Annotated in this window: 19 protein-coding genes; 3 read left to right on the top strand and 16 right to left on the bottom strand. The window is 70.0% G+C overall.

The features are described 5' to 3' along the window. Window positions 1–109: 109 nt before the first annotated feature. Window positions 110–508: a DUF2510 domain-containing protein gene (locus tag LBW94_RS08290; protein WP_225055357.1), complete on the bottom strand. Its 399-nt coding sequence runs from the start codon at window positions 506–508 to the stop codon at window positions 110–112. Between the two features lie 456 nt (window positions 509–964). On the opposite strand from LBW94_RS08290, the gene LBW94_RS08295 reads away from it, so the two are divergent. Continuing rightward, a complete protein-coding gene (locus tag LBW94_RS08295) occupies window positions 965–1,732 on the top strand; it encodes a hypothetical protein (RefSeq protein WP_225055358.1) in 768 nt (255 codons plus the stop codon). Between the two features lie 72 nt (window positions 1,733–1,804). On the opposite strand, the gene LBW94_RS08300 is transcribed toward LBW94_RS08295, so the two are convergent. After that, complete coding sequence (locus LBW94_RS08300; RefSeq protein WP_225055360.1) at window positions 1,805–2,278, bottom strand: GNAT family N-acetyltransferase; 474 nt, start codon at window positions 2,276–2,278, stop codon at window positions 1,805–1,807. Window positions 2,279–2,356: 78 nt separating this feature from the next. Here LBW94_RS08300 and LBW94_RS08305 point away from each other — a divergent pair, with 78 nt between their 5' ends. Both LBW94_RS08305 and LBW94_RS08310 read left to right on the top strand, forming a co-directional pair. Then, a complete protein-coding gene (locus tag LBW94_RS08305; RefSeq protein ID WP_266270282.1) occupies window positions 2,357–3,220 on the top strand; it encodes a helix-turn-helix domain-containing protein in 864 nt (287 codons plus the stop codon). A 25-nt stretch (window positions 3,221–3,245) separates the two neighbouring features. Then, window positions 3,246–4,358 carry a DUF3089 domain-containing protein gene (locus tag LBW94_RS08310; RefSeq protein WP_225055362.1) on the top strand — a complete coding sequence of 371 codons (1,113 nt, stop codon included), beginning with the start codon at window positions 3,246–3,248 and terminating at the stop codon, window positions 4,356–4,358. A 53-nt stretch (window positions 4,359–4,411) separates the two neighbouring features. On the opposite strand, the gene LBW94_RS08315 is transcribed toward LBW94_RS08310, so the two are convergent. The 14 genes from LBW94_RS08315 to LBW94_RS08380 all read right to left on the bottom strand — a co-directional run bounded on the left by LBW94_RS08315 (window position 4,412) and on the right by LBW94_RS08380 (window position 18,679). Further along, window positions 4,412–5,362, bottom strand: a complete 951-nt coding sequence (locus LBW94_RS08315) for a phytanoyl-CoA dioxygenase family protein (protein ID WP_225055364.1) — start codon at window positions 5,360–5,362, stop codon at window positions 4,412–4,414. An 87-nt stretch (window positions 5,363–5,449) separates the two neighbouring features. Then, a complete protein-coding gene (locus LBW94_RS08320; protein ID WP_225055366.1) occupies window positions 5,450–6,694 on the bottom strand; it encodes an acyl-CoA dehydrogenase family protein in 1,245 nt (414 codons plus the stop codon). Then, window positions 6,691–7,803 (bottom strand): acyl-CoA dehydrogenase family protein, encoded by a 1,113-nt coding sequence (locus LBW94_RS08325; RefSeq protein ID WP_225055367.1) that lies wholly within the window; start codon window positions 7,801–7,803, stop codon window positions 6,691–6,693. Before LBW94_RS08325 ends, LBW94_RS08320 begins: the two co-directional genes overlap by 4 nt. After that, window positions 7,800–8,717, bottom strand: a complete 918-nt coding sequence (locus LBW94_RS08330) for an enoyl-CoA hydratase (protein WP_225055369.1) — start codon at window positions 8,715–8,717, stop codon at window positions 7,800–7,802. The genes LBW94_RS08325 and LBW94_RS08330 overlap by 4 nt, the downstream gene beginning before the upstream one ends. A 22-nt stretch (window positions 8,718–8,739) precedes the next feature. After that, the gene (locus LBW94_RS08335; RefSeq protein ID WP_225055371.1) at window positions 8,740–9,969 is read right to left on the bottom strand and encodes a CaiB/BaiF CoA transferase family protein; all 1,230 of its coding nucleotides are present in this window, start codon (window positions 9,967–9,969) and stop codon (window positions 8,740–8,742) included. Continuing rightward, complete coding sequence (locus tag LBW94_RS08340; protein WP_225055372.1) at window positions 9,969–11,522, bottom strand: AMP-binding protein; 1,554 nt, start codon at window positions 11,520–11,522, stop codon at window positions 9,969–9,971. The genes LBW94_RS08335 and LBW94_RS08340 overlap by 1 nt, the downstream gene beginning before the upstream one ends. Window positions 11,523–11,566: 44 nt before the next feature. Next, a complete protein-coding gene (locus LBW94_RS08345) occupies window positions 11,567–12,760 on the bottom strand; it encodes a CaiB/BaiF CoA transferase family protein (RefSeq protein ID WP_225055374.1) in 1,194 nt (397 codons plus the stop codon). Next, entirely contained in the window at window positions 12,757–13,230 is a 474-nt protein-coding gene (locus LBW94_RS08350; protein ID WP_266270289.1) for a Zn-ribbon domain-containing OB-fold protein, read from the bottom strand. The genes LBW94_RS08345 and LBW94_RS08350 overlap by 4 nt, the downstream gene beginning before the upstream one ends. Beyond that, window positions 13,227–14,435, bottom strand: coding sequence for a thiolase C-terminal domain-containing protein (locus LBW94_RS08355; protein ID WP_225055378.1), 1,209 nt, complete (start codon window positions 14,433–14,435; stop codon window positions 13,227–13,229). The genes LBW94_RS08350 and LBW94_RS08355 overlap by 4 nt, the downstream gene beginning before the upstream one ends. 18 nt (window positions 14,436–14,453) lie before the next feature. Further along, on the bottom strand, window positions 14,454–15,635 hold the full coding sequence (locus tag LBW94_RS08360) for an acyl-CoA dehydrogenase family protein (RefSeq protein WP_225055380.1): 1,182 nt from the start codon (window positions 15,633–15,635) through the stop codon (window positions 14,454–14,456). Window positions 15,636–15,697: 62 nt separating this feature from the next. Further along, the gene (locus LBW94_RS08365; protein WP_225055382.1) at window positions 15,698–16,456 is read right to left on the bottom strand and encodes an SDR family NAD(P)-dependent oxidoreductase; all 759 of its coding nucleotides are present in this window, start codon (window positions 16,454–16,456) and stop codon (window positions 15,698–15,700) included. Window positions 16,457–16,482: 26 nt separating this feature from the next. Next, complete coding sequence (locus tag LBW94_RS08370) at window positions 16,483–16,806, bottom strand: hypothetical protein (RefSeq protein WP_225055384.1); 324 nt, start codon at window positions 16,804–16,806, stop codon at window positions 16,483–16,485. After that, on the bottom strand, window positions 16,803–18,470 hold the full coding sequence (locus LBW94_RS08375) for a class I adenylate-forming enzyme family protein (RefSeq protein ID WP_225055386.1): 1,668 nt from the start codon (window positions 18,468–18,470) through the stop codon (window positions 16,803–16,805). Before LBW94_RS08375 ends, LBW94_RS08370 begins: the two co-directional genes overlap by 4 nt. Next, window positions 18,467–18,679 (bottom strand): ferredoxin, encoded by a 213-nt coding sequence (locus LBW94_RS08380; RefSeq protein WP_225055388.1) that lies wholly within the window; start codon window positions 18,677–18,679, stop codon window positions 18,467–18,469. Before LBW94_RS08380 ends, LBW94_RS08375 begins: the two co-directional genes overlap by 4 nt. Window positions 18,680–18,694: the final 15 nt, after the last annotated feature.

An 18,694-nucleotide genomic window follows, 5' to 3' on the forward strand; every position in this document is an offset into this window, starting at 1 on the left:
GTGCGGTCCGGAGGGGATGCCGCGGTTGCCGCGCAGGGCTGATCGGGAGGTGGACGGGTGTTTCTCGCCTCCGCGTCGATCCCCGGCGCCACGAGGTGATCGACCGAAATCAGTGCCGGAACAACAGGAACGGCGCCACGAGAAAGATCACCGAACCGGCCGCCGCCGCGATGCACAGCGGTTCACGCCGCCGCACCGCCTGAACCGACAGCGAGATCGGGATCAGGCCCAACATCACGATGTTCGTATAGCTTTCGAGCACCAGATACACCACACACACCAGCAGCGCGGACAACGACGAGGTGTTGAACCGCCAGAGCCGATTCATCGCCCCCGCCAGATCCCCGCCCCCCTCGACGACCGGCGCCTGCGGCGGTGCCGGCGCGATATCGGCAGTCCAGCCGTAACCGTCCCAGCGTCGCTGCACACTCGGCTCGGCCGGGTCGATATACCACCCCGCCGCCATGAACTGTTCCCGCGTCCCGCCCTGGCTCTCCTGCACATCCATCCCGAATCCCTCTCTGCCGCTGTCGATCGCACCCACCCCGAGGGCTTCCGTGCCTGTGTGAGCAGTGAATCGCCCCGACCTTGGCAACGGCTTATGAAACGCACAACGTGCCACCTCGGAACCGCTGTCACCCCAGTACCGCCGTGCGCACGGCGTCGTCCCACCGCACGTATTCGATGTCCACGCCGTCGGGGCAGCGGAGATGCGCACCCGTGCCGGTCGCGCTGCGGCACTGCGCAGTTCCGTGTCGTCCCATTCCAGCGCGTCACCCGTATCGTGCGATTCCGACGATGTGCGGGCGGTTGCCGCCCTCGCCGGGATAGCGGCGGGATGGGACGGTGATGCGCGGCAATCCGCTCGGGGTGTGCACCGAGTCCTGTCAGTGCGGTGGATCGTCGAACTTTACGACTTTGCGGAAGAGCTCTCCCCGGAGAACGAACACGTTTGAATCCGTCCGTGTCATCGGTGCTCATCATCCACGCCGGTGCTCATCATCCACGACTCCAGACGCTGTCGTACCCGGAGATCGCCTGCGTTCCAGCCGATCCCGGCCGCAGGCCGATGCACGGGGACAGGTTCGCCCGGTGGCCCGATCCGCAGGTGCACGGCGTACACCTCAGGTCCGGCTACGACGCCGGTGGAAAATGGGGGCGCTCACAGGAAATACGAGTGAGGATTCGCAACAGTCGCTGGTTCTGGCTGGGGTGCTTTCTGTTTCTGCTGGTCATCGCCATGGGTATTCTGGCGTTCGGTTATCATCGCTACCAGTTCGAGCGTAACCGTCCCACCGCGGCTCATCGGATCGCAGACGCGGCAGCCGTCACCGGGTTCGTTCGTACCGCGGTTCTCGACGTGGACGACGGCGGCCATCCACCGGAGGCCGATGTGTATTTCATCGGCCCAGCTCCGAATCCTGCTGTGTTGACAGCGGTTTCGGTGCCGACGGTCCGTCTGACGGCGCTCGATCCACCGCCGGCGGATGATGAGCGAGCATCTCCCGGCCGCGACCATATCTTCGTCGCGGCGGGACAGAGCGAGGATCTGTGCACGGCGGCTTCCGTGATCTTCGTGTCGAATCCGCCACTCTCGGTTCACAGCACCTGGGAGCACGGCAAGAACCGGGGCGGAGAGTGGGTACCCATTCTCACGGCATCACAACAGGCGGCGGTGCGGAGCCACACTTCGGTGCTCATAGAGTTGAGCATTCACACTTGTGCGTGGTGAGTCGCGAGATCGACTGCTACTCGGCTTGTTTCGGCGTATCGGCGTTCATCGTCCCCCGCGAGAGCGATGGTATCAGCGCGTCGGCCGCTCGGCGTAGACGATGTTGTCGAACGGCCATTCCGCGCGCAACCAGGAGAACACCGCGCGATATACCGTCCGGTCCGATTCGGCGTGATCGGCCGTCACCCAGGAACGAACATCTGTGCTGCCGGGTTCGGTGCGGTCCGGATAGATGTAGACACATCCGATCACGACGCCGGATTCGTCCAGGACGGTATACGTGAACCCGCGCCGGAGGCTGAAGTCATCGGCGTGTCGTACGAGATCGTTCCGGTTGTCCTCCAGCGACATTCCACCGCACGGCGGCCAATCACGTTCGGGGAAGCCGGGCGTGGCACGAATGTGATCGATGCTGCCGGTCCAGGCCGCGTAATCGGCATCGTTGTGCTGCGGGCCGAGTGGTTCCAATCGGAATTCCGAGGTTTCCAGGCGGTCGGGAACGTCGAAATCCTCGGGCACGAAAGGGGTGGGCGCGTCGGTGCTCATCGGTATGCGAATGTCTTTCGTCGGCAGTCGGTCTCGCTTCGAGAGTAGGGCGCGGCGCGGCGCTCGTACGATGGCGGTATGCAGACCGAGGTGGCGATGCCCGGGATCGCGGCGTCGATCGATGTCGCGGTGCCGGGGTGGGGGAGTTGTCCGGCGGGAGTCGAGATGGCCGGGTTTCGGGGGCGGACGGATCGGGCCGTGGAGTTGCGGATGGTGCCTTATCCGGCGTTGACCGTGTTCATCGACTTCGGGTCTTCGGCGTTGCTCATCGATGGGGACGGTGGGGAGTCGGCGTGGGGGAGTTCGGTGGTGGGGCTGGCACCGGGGACCGTGCGGGCGGCATGCGGGTACGAGGCCGATTGTCTCCAGATTCGGTTGTCGCCGGTGGTGGCGCATACCGTGCTGGGGGCCGGTGGGGAGTGTTCGGGGGCGGTGCTGGGGCTCGAGGAGTTGTGGGGGCGGGAGGCCGGGCGGGTGCAGGAGCGGTTGTCCGCGGCGGGGTCGTGGGACGAGCGGTTCGCGATCGCGGTGGCGGCGCTGGTGCGGCGGGCCGAGGCGGGGCGGGCGGTGGATCCCGAGATCGGGTTCGTGTGGCGGCGAATGGTGAACAGCCGGGGGCGGATTCGGGTGGAGCGGCTGGCGGAGGAGGTGGGGTGGAGCCGGAAGCGGTTGTGGGCGCGGTTCGGGGCGCAGATCGGGCTCACGCCCAAGCGGGCCGCCAATCTGATCCGGTTCGATCGGGTGGCGCACTGCCTCGCGGCGGGGCACAGCGCCGCCGATGTGGCCGTGGCGTGCGGGTTCGCCGATCAGTCGCATCTGCATCGGGATGCGGTGGCGTTCGCGGGGATGACGCCGGCGGCGGTGGCGGCGGCGCCGTGGCTGGCGGTGGACGAGGTCGCGTGGCCGGGGCAGGCGGTGCGGAACATTTCTTCAAGACGGTAGGTGCCGGATTTGCGATGCTGGGCGCGTGCGAGCATCGAGGAAGTTCACCGGACCTGGTCCGGATATCGGAGATCGGTTGGTCCTGGTCCGTACGGGATTACGACTGTTGTGCGGGGTATTCGCCGCGCTGCTGGTGGGAACCGGTGTGGCGGCGGCGGTTCCGGCGGTGGACGGGGGCGGTTCCACCGTGTGGTTGTGCCGCCCCGGCGGGTCCGACGATCCGTGCGGTGGCGGGACGGGGGCGCCGATCGACTGTTTCTATGTCTATCCGACGGCTTCCACTCAGGCCGCGGCGAATTCGGATCTGACCGTCGAGCCCGAGGAGCGGTTCGCCGCTGCCGAGCAGGCGGCGCCGTTCGACGGGCAGTGCAATATCTGGGCGCCGATGTACCGGCAGAGCACCGCCGCCGGATTGCTGACCTCGCCGGGCGCGAAGCGGGCCGGTGCGCTCGATATCGCGTACGACAGTTTCGAGGCGGCGTGGGAGGACTATCTCGCGCACGACAACCACGGGCGTGGTGTGGTGCTGATCGGGCATTCGCAGGGGTCGATGATGTTGCGGGCGTTGATCCGGAACCGCATCGATGGGACACCGTTGCAGCAACTGCTGGTGTCGGCGATCATTCCGGGGGCCAATGTGCTTGTCGCAGCAGGTAAGACGACCGGTGGTGATTTCGCCTCGGTGCCCGCGTGCACCGGGCGTGAGCAGGCCGGTTGCGTGCTGGCCTGGTCGACCTTCGCCGAGAATCCGCCGCCGGACACCAATTTCGGTGTGTCACCGGATGATCCGGCGGTCTACGGCACGCGCGGGCACTTCCCGTCGGGGCCGGATTACGAGGTGCTGTGCACCGATCCGGCGGCGCCCGGGTCGGCGGCCGACACGCCGTTTCGGTCGATCATCTACGGGCGCAAGGTTTCCGGTTACCACGGTTATTGCACCACCGACGGGCCCCGGGTGCTGCTGGTCGACGGCGGCGGGGTCGGCGGGGTGCCGCCGGCTGCCTCGTTGCCCACCGTGCCCGCGGCGAACTGGGGGCTGCACCTGTTCGACATGAACATCGCGCAGCAGGACCTGGTGGATCTGGTCGGGGTGCAGGGCCGGGTCTGGCTGTCCCGGCATTCCGGCGAAGGGCATTGAGCGGTAAGCGATGTCGAGCACCGGGCAGGTGAAACTGCCCGGTGCTCGACAGGTCAGCCCTTCTGCGGGCGGACCACCAGGGCGTAATCACCGTTGCGGCCGGCCATCATCTTCTCGCCGGGCTCCAGGATCTCCGTGATCCGTTCGCGCGGCAGCTGCGCGCCGTCCTTCAGCCGCAGATAGGTGCGCTCGTTCACCAAGAGCGTGACCGGGCCCTCGGCGGTGTCCAGGGTGATCGAGTCGTCGGTGACCGCCGACAGCACGCCGACGACGGGCTGGGGGGCGGACTTCGGCGACATTCGGATGTCCATCGACAATCGGAACCGGTCCGAGCGGTTGGCCAGGCCCGAATGGGGGGTGGCCTCCGCGAAGATCAGGGCGTCACCGGGGTGGTAGACGCTCGCGCGGGCCCACGCGGCATCCGGCACGGCCCCGGCCGGAATGCCGTATTTCGGCGGCGAATCCCAGTCGTGCAGGTAGCCGTGCTTGCTGAAACCGGGGGCGATCGCCACGCCGCCGCAGTCGGCATCGATATGGCTGAACGGCAGCCAGCAGGTGCGGAACGGAATGCCCTCGTTGAAGAAACCGTCCTGATGGCGACCGGCGACGTAATCCTCCGGATCCTCGGGGACCGGCGGATTCAACCGGTATTCGGTGCTGGGCACCCAGGCGATCGGCTCGCCGACGACCGCTTCGAAGAAATTGTGGATCTTCGGGTTCGCGGTGAATTCCTCCCAGACGCCGGAACCGTAGATCTCCGGGACCTTCACCGGGAATTCGCTGACGTCCTTGCCGTTCCAGATCGGTTCGGTGAGACCGGGGTCGACCACACCGTAGTCGTCGACGAGGATCGAGAAGTACTTGGTCCGGACGGCCGCCACCGCGTCGCGGTCGAGCACGTCCCGGAAGAAGAGATAACCCTCCTCCCGGTACACCCGTTCCAGCTCCTCGTGGTTGCCCAGCAGCTCGTTGTGGACATCGAGCTCTTTCATCGGAAAAGCCACTTCACACCACCTTGCACATGGTCGGCGACTCCGGTGCGCACCGTGAGTCGTTGGGTTCGATCTCCGCCGTTCGCGTGGACCCCCGCATTACGGCTGCCGCCATTCCCGGGCCCGGCGCAGCACCTCGGAGAACGGCAGCTTCGCGTCGGCGGCGGGTTCGCGGGGCAGGCCGAGCACTCGCTCGGCGACGCCGTTGCGCTGCATCTGCTCGGTGCCGCCCGCGACCGACGGCTTCTTGCTCTCCAGGAAGGCGTGCGCGGTGGCGTCGGCGCCGGGCTGCTCCGGATCCCAGAGCACGGCGTCCGCGCCGCCGAGGTCGAGCGCGGTGCGCGCCCTGGCGGCGGTCGCGGCGGCCTTCGCCAGTTTGCCGTAGGCGGCGATCCCCGAATCGGCCCGGCCCTGCCGCGACAGCGTCGCGATCCGTGCCTCGAGCTGGGCGACCGCATAGCTCTCGACGTGTGCGGAGGCGATCGCGCGCAGCACGGCGGCGTCGCCGAGGCGACCGGTGCGGCGGGCCAGCGCCACCAGATCCGGGGCCAGTGGGCCGGGATCGTCGGGGGTCTCGGTGGCGCCGGGACGGCCCGCACCGCGCTCGAACACCAGCAGGGTGGAGGTGACCGACCAGCCGCGGTCGATCTCGCCGATGCGGTCGGAGTCGGGCACGATCACGCCGTCGAGGAATTCCTCGCAGAATTCGCTGCCGCCGCCGATCTGCCGGATCGGGCGGACGGTGAGGCCGGGAGCGTCGCACGGCACGCCGAACCAGGTGAGGCCCTGGTGTTTCGGGACGTCCCAATCGGTGCGGGCCAGGCACATGCCCCAATCCGCGAGATGCGCCAGCGAACTCCAGATCTTCGCGCCGTCGAGGGTCCAGGAACCGTCGTCGCGGCGGGTGGCCCGGGTCTGGATACCCGCCAGATCCGAACCGGCCGCGGGTTCGGAGAAGAACTGGCACCACAATTCCTCGCCGCGCAGTACCCGCGGCACGTGCCGGTGCAGATATTCCGGTGTCGCGTGCCGCAGCATCGTCGGCACACAGGACCCGAAGGTGGTGGTGCTCAGAATGCCGAAATACGGGGTGACGAAATCGGCCGCCTCCTCGGCGAAGGCCCGCTCGTAGGCCGCGGGCAGGCCCCGGCCACCGTATTCGACCGGCCAGGTCAGGCCCGCGAGATCGCTGTCGAACAGGCGGCGCTGGATGGCCCGGTGCTCGGCGATGTGCGCCTCGGAATACGGATCCGGCGCGGTGGCCGGGCGGCGGTCCAGATTTCCGGGCAGCCAGGCCCGGACCCGGGCCCGGAATTCCTCGATGCTCTCGGCGGGCGCGGTCACCGGGCCTCCTGCCATTCCTCGGCGTGCGCGGCCAGGATCCGGCCGCGATGGAAATCGGTGCTGCCGTACAGCGCCACATCGGTGGCGGCCCGGCGCAGATACAGGTGCAGATCGTGCTCCCAGGCGAATCCGATGCCGCCGTACACCTGCTGGCAGTCCTGCACCAGCCGCGTGGTGCGTTCGCCGGCATAGGTATTCGCGATCGCGACGGTCTCGGCGGCGTAGGGCAGATCGGCGGCGACCGCGCGGGTCGCGCCCGCCAGCACCGCGCGCATCGACTCCACCACCGCGCTCATATCGGCCATCAGGTGTTTCAGCCCCTGGAAGGAGCCGATCGGGCGGCCGAAGGCGAATCGGTCCAGCGAATACTGCCGGGTCAGTTCGAACAGCCGGTCCAGCGCGCCGACGGTCCCGGCCACCGCCAGCAGCGCCGCCACCGTGCGCAGGCGTTCCACCGCGCCGGTGAGCACCGCCGTCCGCGGCACCCGGACCCCGTCCAGGGTGATCCGTTCCAGCCGCCGGGTGAGGTCCAGGCAGGCCAGGGGCCGTCCGGCGGGCAGAGCGCCGGTCTCGAGCAGGACGGGCACGGCCTCCTCTCCGGACAGCGCGGTGACCACGATCCAGTCCGCGGCCGCGTCGTCGACGATCACGCTGCCGGTCAGCGTCAGATCCGCGCCCGCCGCCTCGGCGAGCAGCGTGGTTCCGCCCCACAGGGCGTCGCCGGTGACCGCGAGGGTGGCGCGGGTCTTGCCGGCGGCGAGCTCCGGCAGCACGGCCCGGCGCTGCGCGTCGCTGCCCGCGGCGGCCACGGCCGCCGCGACGGCATTGCCGGCCACGAACGGTTCGGGCAGCAGCCGCCCGCCGCGCAGCAGCGCGAGTAGCACGGCATCGGTCACCGGATCACCGGAAACGCTTCCGCCACCGAGGGATTCGTCCACGAACATGGCGAACCAGCCCAGTTCGGCGGCCGCCGGGACGTGCCCGAGGTCGGCGGGCGCGCCGTCGGCCAGCGCGCGGATCGCGGTGAGCGGCAACGCGTCGTCGATGAACCGGGCGGAGGTGTCCAGCAGCAGCCGCTGGTCCTCGGCCGGTTCGATCTCCATCGTCATGCCGGCTCCACGTCGGCGATCACCCGGTCCCGCACGGCCGGGCGGACCGGACCGGCGTTCTTCCAGTTCGGCACGCCGTCGGACTCGTGGGCCCGGGCCACCTTGTCGTCGTGCACCTCGGCCCAGTGCGAGTGGTTGAGCTGGTGCAGGCTGAAACAGGCATTGAGGGCGTTGTAGAAGCCCATGTTGTCCTGGGTCTGATTCACCGACTCCTTGATCAGCAGCGCCGCCATGGTCGGCGTCTTCGCGATCCGCTTCGCGAATTCCTCGGTGTTGGCGGCGAGTTCCTCGCGCGGCCACAGCTTGGAGATCATGCCCAGCCGGTACGCCTCCTCGGCCTCGATCGAATCACCGGTCAGCATCAGCTCCTTGGTCTTGCGGAGCCCGAATTCCCAGGGGTGCGCGAAGTATTCGACGCCGCACATGCCCAGCCGGGCGCCGACCACATCCGCGAACCGCGTGCCCTCGGCGGCCACGATCAGGTCGCAGCTCCACATCAGCATCAGCGCGGCCGCGTAGACGTTGCCGTGCACCTCGGCGATGGTGATCTTGCGCAGATTGCGCCAGCGCCGGGTGTTCTCGAAGAAGTAGTGCCACTCCTGCAACATCCGGTGCTCGGCCCCGACCCGGGTGCCGCCGTTGGTGCGGTGGGTGATGTGCTGGTTCGGGCCGGGCTCGCGCTCCTCGACGCGCAGCGGGGTGCCGAGGTCGTGGCCGGAGGAGAACATGGGGCCGGTGCCGCCGAAGATGACCACCCGCACCTCGTCGTCGGCCTCCGCGCGCAGGAACGCCTCGTTCAGTTCGACCAGCATCTGCCGGTTCTGCGCGTTGCGGACGTCGGGGCGGTCCAGCATGATTCGGACCACCCGGCCCTCGTCGAGGAGAGTGTAGGTGATGAATCGGTAGTCGCTCATGGGATTTCTCTTTCGTCGGTGGCTACAGCAGGCCCTGGTCGCGCATCCGCGCGCGGCGTTCGGTCGAGTAGCCGAGCAGGTCGCCGTAGACGCGGTCGTTGTGCTGGCCGAGATGCGGTGCGGGACCGTCGAATCCGGCCGGGGTTTCGGAGAAGACGATGGGCAGGCCGCTGCCGTGCAGTTGGTCGGCCACGCCGTAGTCCGGATGTTCCAGCGGCACCGTCTCACCGCGGGCCCGCACCCGCGGATCCCGTACCGCCTCCTCCGGCGTCCGCACTTCGGAGGCCGGAATGTCCGCGGCCGCAAGCCGTTTGCAGATCTCCGCGACGGTCAGCCCCGAGGTCCACTCGGCGACGATCGCGTGGATCTCGTCGGCGTGCGCGGCCCGTGGCGCGCGGGTGGCGAAGCGCGGATCGGTCAGTAGTTCCGGGCTGTCCATCGCGGCGGGCAGCCGGGCGAAGAAGCGGTCGTTGGCGGCGCAGATCGTCACCTGCCCGTCGGCGGCGGGGAAGATGCCGAAGGGCGCCAGCCGGTTCAGGAAATTGCCGGTGCGCGGGGACATTCCGGTCTCGGCGTACCCGCCCCACGGTTCGACGGCCACCATCGAGGTGAGCGCGCCGAGCATGGAGACGTCGACGTGCTGCCCCTGCCCGGTCTCGCGGGCCTGCACCACCGCCGCGACCGTGCCCATCACCGCGAACAGCGGGGCCACCATGTCGCCGAGCGGTAGCCCGACCCGGATCGGGTCGTCGCCCTCGGAGCCCGAGGCCAGCGTCAGCCCGGACAGAGCCTGGATGGTGACGTCGTACGCCTTGCCCGAATCCCCGGCGTCGTCGGCGCCGAAGCCACTGATCGAGGTGTAGACGAGGCGCGGATTGACCTCGCGCGCATGCGCGTACCCGATGCCGAGCCGATCCGCGGTGCCCGCGCTGAAGTTCTCGACCACGATATCGGCGTCGCGGATCAGGTCGTCGAACACCGAGATCGCTTCCGGGTGTTTGAGATTCAGGGTGATGCCGAGTTTGCCGCGGCAGCGCTCCAGGAACGGGATCGACAGATCGTCGTCGTGCTGCGGCAGCCGGTGCACCCCGTCGCGGCCCAGATAGGGCACATTGCCCCGGGCCACGTCGCCACCGCCGGGCTCCTCGATCTTGATCACCGTGGCGCCGAGGCCGCCGAGCAGCAGCGTGGCGTACGGCCCGGACAGCGCGCGGGTGAGGTCGATGACGGTCAGACCGGACAGCGGGCCCATCAGTGTCCTCCCACCGCGGCGTACTGCCGGCGCAGTTCCCGCCGGTTCAACTTGCCCATCGGCGTGCGCTCGATGGCGTCGACGAAGCGGATCACCCGCGGCGTCTTCACCGCCGACAGCTGGGTGCGGCAGTAGCCGACCAGTTCCTCCGCCGTCGGGGTCGTCCCCGGGGCCGCGACGATCAGGGCCAGGGCCTGTTCGCCCATCTCCGGATCGTCCACGCCGATCACGGCGACATCGGCGACCGCCGGATGTTCGGCGAGCACGCGCTCCGATTCGGCGGGGTAGATGTTGACGCCGCCGGAGACGATCTTGTCGCTGTCCCGGTCGGTCAGGTACACGAAGCCGTCGGCGTCGACCCGGCCGATCTCACCGAGGGTGAACACGCCCGGCCGCAGGTTGGCGGCGGCGGTGAGCTCCGGCGCGTCCTCGTATTCGATGCCCCAGCCCGCGGCGTTCTCGAAGTACAGCCGGCCCTCGCTGCCGGCGGGCAGTTCGCGGCCCGTCTCGTCGACCACCAGCGCGCGATAGCCGTTCACGGTGCGGCCCACCGAGTTCGGATGTTCCAGCCAGTCGGCGCTGCCGATGGCGCAGACGCCGCCGGATTCGGTGCCGCCGTAGGTCTCCAGGAACACCGGTCCCCACCAGTCGATCATGGCCCGTTTGACGTCCTCCGGGCAGCCGGCGCCGGTCTGGGTGATCAGCCGGATCGAGCTCACGTCGTAGCCGGTCGGGCTCTCATCGCGGGCGCGCAGCAACCGGATGAAGTGGGTGGGCACCATCAGGCTGGTCGCGATGCGTTCGCGCGCAATGGTTTCCAGGATCGCGGGCGGGTCGAAGCGGCACGGCACATGCACCGGAACACCGGCGGTCAGCAGCGCGGTCGCCTGAATCGGACCGGAGTGGTACAGCGGGCCGGACACCAGATGTGTTCCCTGCCCGAAGAATCGGTTGGTCGTCGCCCAGCGCCGGTACTCGGCCGGGGTCGCTCCGCGCGGGAAGATCGAGCGCGGCATCAGGGTCCGCTTGGGGCGGCCGGTGGTGCCGGAACTGAAGAGAATCGGTGCGGCGACCGGATATTCGGGGCCCTCGGGCAGCATCGGCCCGGCCGACCACTGCTCGAGCGTGCTGTAGCCGGCACCCGGTTCGGTGGCCCAGGTCAGCACCCGCACCTCGGGCAGCTCCGCGGTGGCGGCCAGCGCCGTGTCCAGCAGCTCCGGTCCGGCGAACAGTGTGCCCGCACCCGATTCCGCCAGCATGTGCGCGATCTCGGTGGGTTGGAGGTGCACGTTGAGCGGCACCAGCGGCGCACCGGAGAGGATCGTCGCGGCATAGCCGATCAGGGTGCGACCGGAATTGCGGGCCAGCACCGCGACCGGCCGTGGCCGCGCGGCGAAGTCGGCCCGCAGCCGGCCCGCGACGCGGTCCAGCTCGGCGGCGACCGCGGCCGGGGACAGCCGCAGATCCCAGGCGTTGAGCCCGAATTCGGTGGTGCCGCTGTCGTTCGCACCGGTGGCCGCGGCCTCCCGGTCCGGTGGTGTCGCCATGTTCATGACCGACTCTCCTGTGTGTTCGGCGGTTCGGGGACGAGGGGGTGTTAGGTGATGACGCCCGCCTCCTTGAGCCGGACGATCTCGTCCCAGTCGTGGCCGGCCTCCAGCAGCAGCATCTCGGTGTGCTCACCCAGTTCGGGGCCGCGCGGCAGCGTGGCCGTCGGGGCGCCCACCGTGAACGGGGCCCGGACCAGCTGCATCTCGGAATCCGTGACCGGGCAGACGAATCCGTTCGCGATCACCTGCGGATCGGAGACGAGCTCCGAGACCGCCTGCACCGGCGCCCACGGACCGGCGAATCCGGCGAACACCGCGCACCATTGGTCGCGGGTGTTGCGGGCGAAGGCCGCTTCCAGCGCGGTACGCAGTTCGGCGGTGTGCACCGCGCGGGCCGCGGCGTCGGCGAAGCGCGGCTCGGTGGCCAGCTCCGGAACGCCGAGGTGCGAGCAGAATTCGGCCCAGTAGCGGTCGGACTGCATCAGGTTGATCATGATCCAGCCGCCGTCGGCGCAACGATACGAGCCGGTCAGCGCGGGCATCGGCAATTTCTCACCGGAAGTGGCCGCGCCGGAGACGATTTCACTGGCGGTGACCCAGGCTGCCGCACCCATCAGGGACGCGCCGACCGGCTGGGCGTCGCCGCCGCGCTCCCGGCCGAGCAGCGCCGCCATCACACCGGCGGCCAGGCCGACCGAGGCGATCCGGTCGCCGAACGACGGTGGCTGCCGGGCCACCTGCTGCGCACCGGGTTCGGTCACCAGTTCGCCGACCCCGCCGCGCGCCCAGAAGGCGGTGATGTCGTAGCCGGGCTTGTCGCTGTCCAGGCCCGCGGGCCCGAACGCGTCGCCGCGCGCGTACACCAGCCGGGGATTGATCTCGGCCAGATCATCTTGTGCCAGACCGTGTTTCACCAGGGCGCTGTGCCGGAAGCTGGTCATGAACACGTCCGCGTCGCGGATCAGCGAGTACGCCAGTTCCCGGCCGCCGGGTGCGGACAGGTCGATGCCGATGCTGCGCTTGCCCCGATTGGCCTGCGCGGAGCGGGCCGACAGCGCGCCGGCGGTGTTGGCGGTCCCGGCGGTGGTCAGCGTGTTGTACGGATCGCCGTGCCGGGGATGCTCGATGCGCACCACGTCCGCGCCGAGATCGGCCAGGATCGCCGCCGCGCTCGGCACGAACACCCATTGCGCGAGCTCCACGATCCGGATTCCGGCCAGGGGGCCGTTCGGTGTGCTCACCGGTCCTCTCCTTCCACGAGCCGCCACTGCAGCAGGGTGTAATTGCGTCTGCCCACCTGCTGGTCGGCGAATTCGCCGCGCACCACGGCGCCGACGGTGATCGGGCCGGCGCCCGGATCGTCGAGCAGCAGATTGCCGACCAGCCGGATCCCGCCCGCGGCAGGCAGTTCCACCACCGCGACCACGTACGGCACGGCGGTCACCAGCTCCTCGCGCGCCGGATGCCAGACCCGGGTCCAGCTGAAGAGCACGCCCTCCGGGGCTGCCGTGCGCCAGCCCGGATCGAATCGGTGGCAGCGGTGGCAGATCACCTCCGGCGGCCACTGCCAGGTGCCGCACTCGCAGTGCTGCAACCGCAGTTCGTGGGCCGCCAGCCCGTCGTGATACGGCTGGTCCAGGCCGGATGGCAGGGCCACCGGAACACCGAAAACCTGTGGCAGCGCAGTGTTTTCGCGAGCGGCTGCGGTCACAGCGCGGCCTCCGTTCCGTACAGCACCCCGCTGGTCAGCGAGGTCATCGGGCCGCCCATGGCGGCGGAGATCACAGCACCGGGCACCTGATTCGGTGCGGTGCCGCGCAATTGGCGCACCGCCTCGAGGTGGTGGCCCATGCCGAGGATGTACGCCTCGGCGAAGTTGCCGCCGCTGGTGTTCAGCGGCGCCACACCGCCGGGCGCGGTCAAGTTCGCCACGGTGAGGAACTCGCCGGCCTCGGCGTAACTGCACACGCCCATCTCGACCAGGCCCATCACCACACCGGCGGTGAAGTTGTCGTAGATCTGGAAGCTGTCGATGTCGGCGACCCCGACTCCGGCGTCCCGGTACAGCCGTTGCGTGAGGTCCCGGTACCCGGCGGTGGCGTAGTCCGGATTGTTCTCCGCGCCCGCGCCGGAGCGGTAACCACCGCTCTGCCCGGCGGCGAGTACATAGACCGGAGTCCGGCGCAGCGAGCGCGCCCGCTCCGCCGAGACCAGCAGCACCGCCGCCGCGGCGTCGCTCTCCTGGCAGCAGTCGTAGAGGTGATAAGGCTCTGCGATCCAACGGCTTTCGTCGTACTGCTCGGCGGTGAGGCCGCGATGGCGCATCACGGCCGCCGGATTGGTGCGGGCGTGCTGATAGGCGGCCATCGCGACCGCGCGCATGGTGGACTGCCCCACACCGTGTTCGGCCATCATGCGGGTGGCGCGCAACGCGTACTTGTGCGGTGCGGCGAACGCCCCGTACGGGCCCATCGCCGCGCCGCCGAGGTCGTAGCCGGACACCTCCGGCCCGCCGCCGCTGCCGCCGTACCCGACGCCGCGGCCGAAGCGGCCCACCTCGCCCTGCCGGCAACCCCGGTAGGCGATCACGCAGTCGGCCAGGCCCGCGGCGATCGCCGCGGCGCCGATGGCCACGTGCCCGGCCGAACCACCGCCACCGCCGCCGAACTGCATTCCGCCCAGCCGCAATTCGCGGATGCCGAGGGCGGTGGCGAGCCGGACCGGATTACTGCCGTCGTTGGAGTAGGCGACGAAGCCGTCGATGTCGGCGACCTCGACACCCGCGTCCTCGGCGGCCGCGAGTATCGCCCGCAGCACCATCGCGAACTCGGATTCGTCCGAGCCGCCGTGCCGGAAGTACTCGCTGGCGCCGATCCCGGCCACCGCGACCCGTCCGCGCAGCGAATTCGTTGTCATGCTGGATACCGCCGCCGCTCAGCGTCCGGCGTACGAGGCGAGCACCGACGGCGCGGCGTTGACCATCGTCGTCGGGTCGACGTACACGTGCTGGGTGGCGCCGTGGATGTCACGCACGCAGCGCGCCAGGGCGTTCGGGCCGCGCAGGCCCTTGCTGCCGGACCACGCGTACGCGAATTCCACTGCCTCCCGGCCGACTCCGGTGACCAGGGTGGAGGCCTGCCGGATGCGCTGGTACTGGAGCTCGGAGACCTCGTGGCCGGCCTCGGCGGTCTGCTGCGCGGCGTCGAACACCTCGAAGCAGAACGCCCGCGCGGCAGCGAGTTTGCCCTCCATCACCGCGAAATCGTGCCGGAACAACTGCTGTTCGATGATCGGCTGCACGCCGGGGCGGGATTTGCCCGCCGACAGGATCGCGTGCAGTTCGGTGAACGCGCGACGGGCGATGCCCAGCGCGACGCCCGCGTGCCCCGCCGAGCCCATGATCTGCAAGCCCAGGTGCTGAGTCACCTGCCCGCGCAACGGCTTCGCGCCGACGCGGCGGACGGTGAACTCGGTGGGCACGAACTGTTCCGGGATCTGGTAGTCGTAGCTGCCGGTGCCGACCAGCCCGAGCACGTCCCAGTTGCCGAGGAATTCGACCTGGTCGCGCGGGACCATGAAGATGAGTTCGATCTCGTTGTTCGCGCCGGTGCGAGCGCCGCCGCCGATCCAGTCGGCATGGCCGGTGCCGCTGCCGAACTGGTAGCGGCCGCCCGCGCGGTAGCCGCCCTCGGCCGGGGTCACCTTGCCGATCGGGCCGAACATGCCCGCGATGATCGCCTTCTCCGGGCCGCGGAACAGGGTGTCCACGGCGGTGTCGGCACAGTGGCCGCCGCTGAATCCGGTGACCGACATGTTGGCCATCAGGCTCCAGCCGACCGAACCGTCGGCGGCGCTGATCTCCTCGGTGACCGCCAGCGCCTGGGTGATCGTGCCGTTGCCGCCGCCGAGTTCGCCCGGCACCAGCAGCCAGAACAGCTCGGCTTCCTTCAGCAGCGAGACCATCTCGGGGGTCATGGTGCCGTGGGCCTCCACGGCCGCGGCCGCGTCGCGCACGGCCGGCGCCACCGTGCGGGCCCGCTCGACGGGGTCGGCGATGCCCAGTGGGGCGCCGGAGGTCGGGGCCGTGGTCACCGTCCCGTGGGTGGTGGTCTGCATCGTATTCCTTCCGTCGAGCGAAATATGGTGAACGACTGTGTATTCCGTGGTGACCGAATTGGTCACATGAAGCGGCCGCCGGACACCTCGAGTGCCGCGCCGGTGACGAAACCGGCCATGTCGGAGGCGAGGAAGACCGCGGCGTCGGCGATCTCGTGCGGTTCGCCGATGCGGCCCAGCGGGACGTCGGTGAGCCGGGCGGCCAGATCCGCGGGGTCCAACTGCTCGGTCATCGCCGTGCGGATGATCCCGGGCAGAATGGTGTTGACCCGGATGTTCTTGGGCGCCAGCTCTTTCGCGGCCGCCTTGGTCAAGCCGAGGATGGCCGACTTGGCGGTGCTGTAGACGGTCTGGCCGGGCAGACCGGCCTTGCCGCCGATGCTCGAGATGTTCACGATCGAGCCACTGGCCCGCCCGGACCGGTCGCCCATCGCCAGCCCGGCGTATTTGCAGCCCAGCCAGGAACCCTGCACGTGGACGTCGATCAGCACCCGGAAGTCGTGCAGCGGCACCTCGGCCATCGTCCCGTTGCGCAGCACCCCGGCGTTGTTGACCCAGACGTCCAGGCCGCCGGGCAGGGCCGCGGCCCGCTGCGCGAGCGCGGCGACGTCGGCCTCCGAGGTGACGTCGCAGGCCATCGCCTGCGCGTTCGTCAGTCCCTCGGCGGCCAATTTCTCGACGGCGGCGACGGTTTCGTCACCGTCCAGGTCCGCCAGGATCACCGTCGCGCCCTGGTCGAGGAAGCCGCGGGCCATGGCGAGGCCCAGCCCGCGCGCCGCGCCGGTGACGACGGCGGTCCGGCCGTTCAGTAGAGCGTTCACGATTCTCTCCCTCTCGATCGGATCGGTCAGTCGCTGGCGGGCAGGGTCTTCGCGGTCTTGACGACCATCGGTGCGGTGCCGTCGCCGAGCGTGCCGCGCCCGGCCTTGGTCACCAGCACCTCCAGCGCCGGATCGGCGACAGCGGTGTAGCGCTTGCCGACCGCGGTGCCGCCCGCGAGGTCCGCCGCCGGTTCCGTCGCTGCCGCGGCGGGGACGTCGAGGCCGACCATCGGCGCGCCACCACAGGTGAGACCGACGGTGCCGGAGCCGGCGCGCACCACGATCACCTCCGTGGTGCAGGTCTGGCTGCGCAGGCGAGCGCCTGCGGTGAGCGGGGTCGGGGTGGTCATCGGCTACTCCTTTGGGGCGAAGCGGAATCGGCGGCCGGATCGAGCAGATCGGCAGGCGGAGCGGCCGGAAACTCGGCGGCCGCGACGTTCGGGGCGTCGGCCGCCGAGCTGGGTCGCGGTTCGGCGGTCGGGGTATTCGGGCCGTTTGCTCCGGGGGCGGACGCCGGATCAGGTCCCCGCGCGGCCAGCAGGTCGGCCGCCACCTCCCGGCGCAGCAGCTTGCCCAGCGGCGTGTACGGTAGTTCGGGCCGGATCGCTACCAGCGCAGGAGTTTTCGAGCTGCGCAGGTGGGTGCGGACCCACTCGCGCAGGTCCTCCGGGTCCGGCTCGGCGCCGGCCACCGGGACGACGACCGCGGCGATCCGCTCGCCCCACTCCTCGTCCGGCAGGCCGACCACGGCCGCCTCGCGGACCTGCTCGTGGCGCAGCAGCACGTCCTCGATCTCGGCCGGAGCGATGTTCTCGCCGCCGCGGATGATGGTGTCGTCGCTGCGGCCCTCGACGAACAGGTAGCCGCCGTCGTCCAGCCACACCCGGTCGCGGGTGGCGAACCAGCCGTCGGCGTCGAGCGCGCTGCCCTTGCCGACGTAGCCGCCGGAGACCTGCGGGCCGCGCACGAACAGCTCACCGGGCACCCCGACGGGCGCGGGGGAGCCGTCGGGCAGCCGGATCTCGATGTCCACACCGGGGACCGGGACGCCGACCGAGCCGAGCCGGGCCCGCACCGCCGGATCCGCCGAGGCGATCGCGGCCCGATGATCCTCGGGCCCGAGAACCGCGATGGTGGAAGAGGTTTCGGTCAGGCCGTAGGCGTGGGTGAGGCCGGTGTCCGGGAACACCGCCAGCGCGCGTTCCAGCACGGTGGCGGGCATCCGCGCGCCGCCGTAGGACAGCGCGCGCAGCGTCGGCGTCGCTGCCGGGCTGCCCGCCAGGTGCTCGGTGATCCGGGCCAGCATGGTCGGCACCAGCATGGCGTTCGTGACACCGTGTGCCCGAACGGTTTCCAGCCAGTCCGCCGGGGTGAACCGGGGCAGGTGCACGGTGCGCCGCGCGGCGTAGGTATTGGTCAGCACGGCCGCGATCCCGGCGACGTGGTACGGCGGAACACCCACCAGCGCACAGTCTTCCGGCTCGGCCGAGCCCAGCTCCACGGTCTGCAACACGTAGGAGGACAGGTTCGCGTGGGTCAGCACCACACCCTTGGGGGCGCTGGTGGTGCCGCTGGTGAACAGCACCACCGCGGTGGCGCCGGGTGCGACCGGAACCTCCGCGGCCGCCGGGGTGCCGGCCGCGGTGCCGACGAATTCCGTTCCGGTCAGGATGTTCTCGCTCAGACCGGCCAGCGGTGCGTGCAGTTCCGTGTCCGCGACGATGTAGGGCCGCGGCAGTTGTTCGGCCAGGCGCCGCAGCTCCGCGCCGGACAGCCGATAGTTCAGCGGGGTGATCGGCACACCCGCTCGCGCCGCGGCGAACACGGCCGCGGTGAACGCCGGTCCGTTCGTGCCGGCGTAGATCACGTGCCGGGCCCCGGACGCGGCGATCAGCGTCGCCCCGCCGCCGGCCAGGTCGTTGAGCCCGGCGAAGGTGAGCGGCTCGGGCAGGTGCAGCGCGATCCGATCGCCGTGCACCGCGGCGGCCATGTCGAGCAGCAGCGGGACGCTCATCGGTCCGCGCTCGCTTCCTCGTGCAGCGTGATGGCCCGTTCGGGGCAGTTGTCGGCGGCGTGCACCGCTCGTTCGCGCAACGGCTCGGCGTCGGTCACGAGGACGATCGGCCACCCGTCGTCGTCGACGTCGAACAACTCCGGTTCCAGCATGTAGCACCGGCCGTGGCCGGTGCAGCGGCCACGATCGATCTCGATCCGCAGGGACACCGTTCTCCTCCCGAG

This window comes from Nocardia sp. alder85J (assembly GCF_020176955.2).
Classification (GTDB): Bacteria; Actinomycetota; Actinomycetes; order Mycobacteriales; family Mycobacteriaceae; genus Nocardia.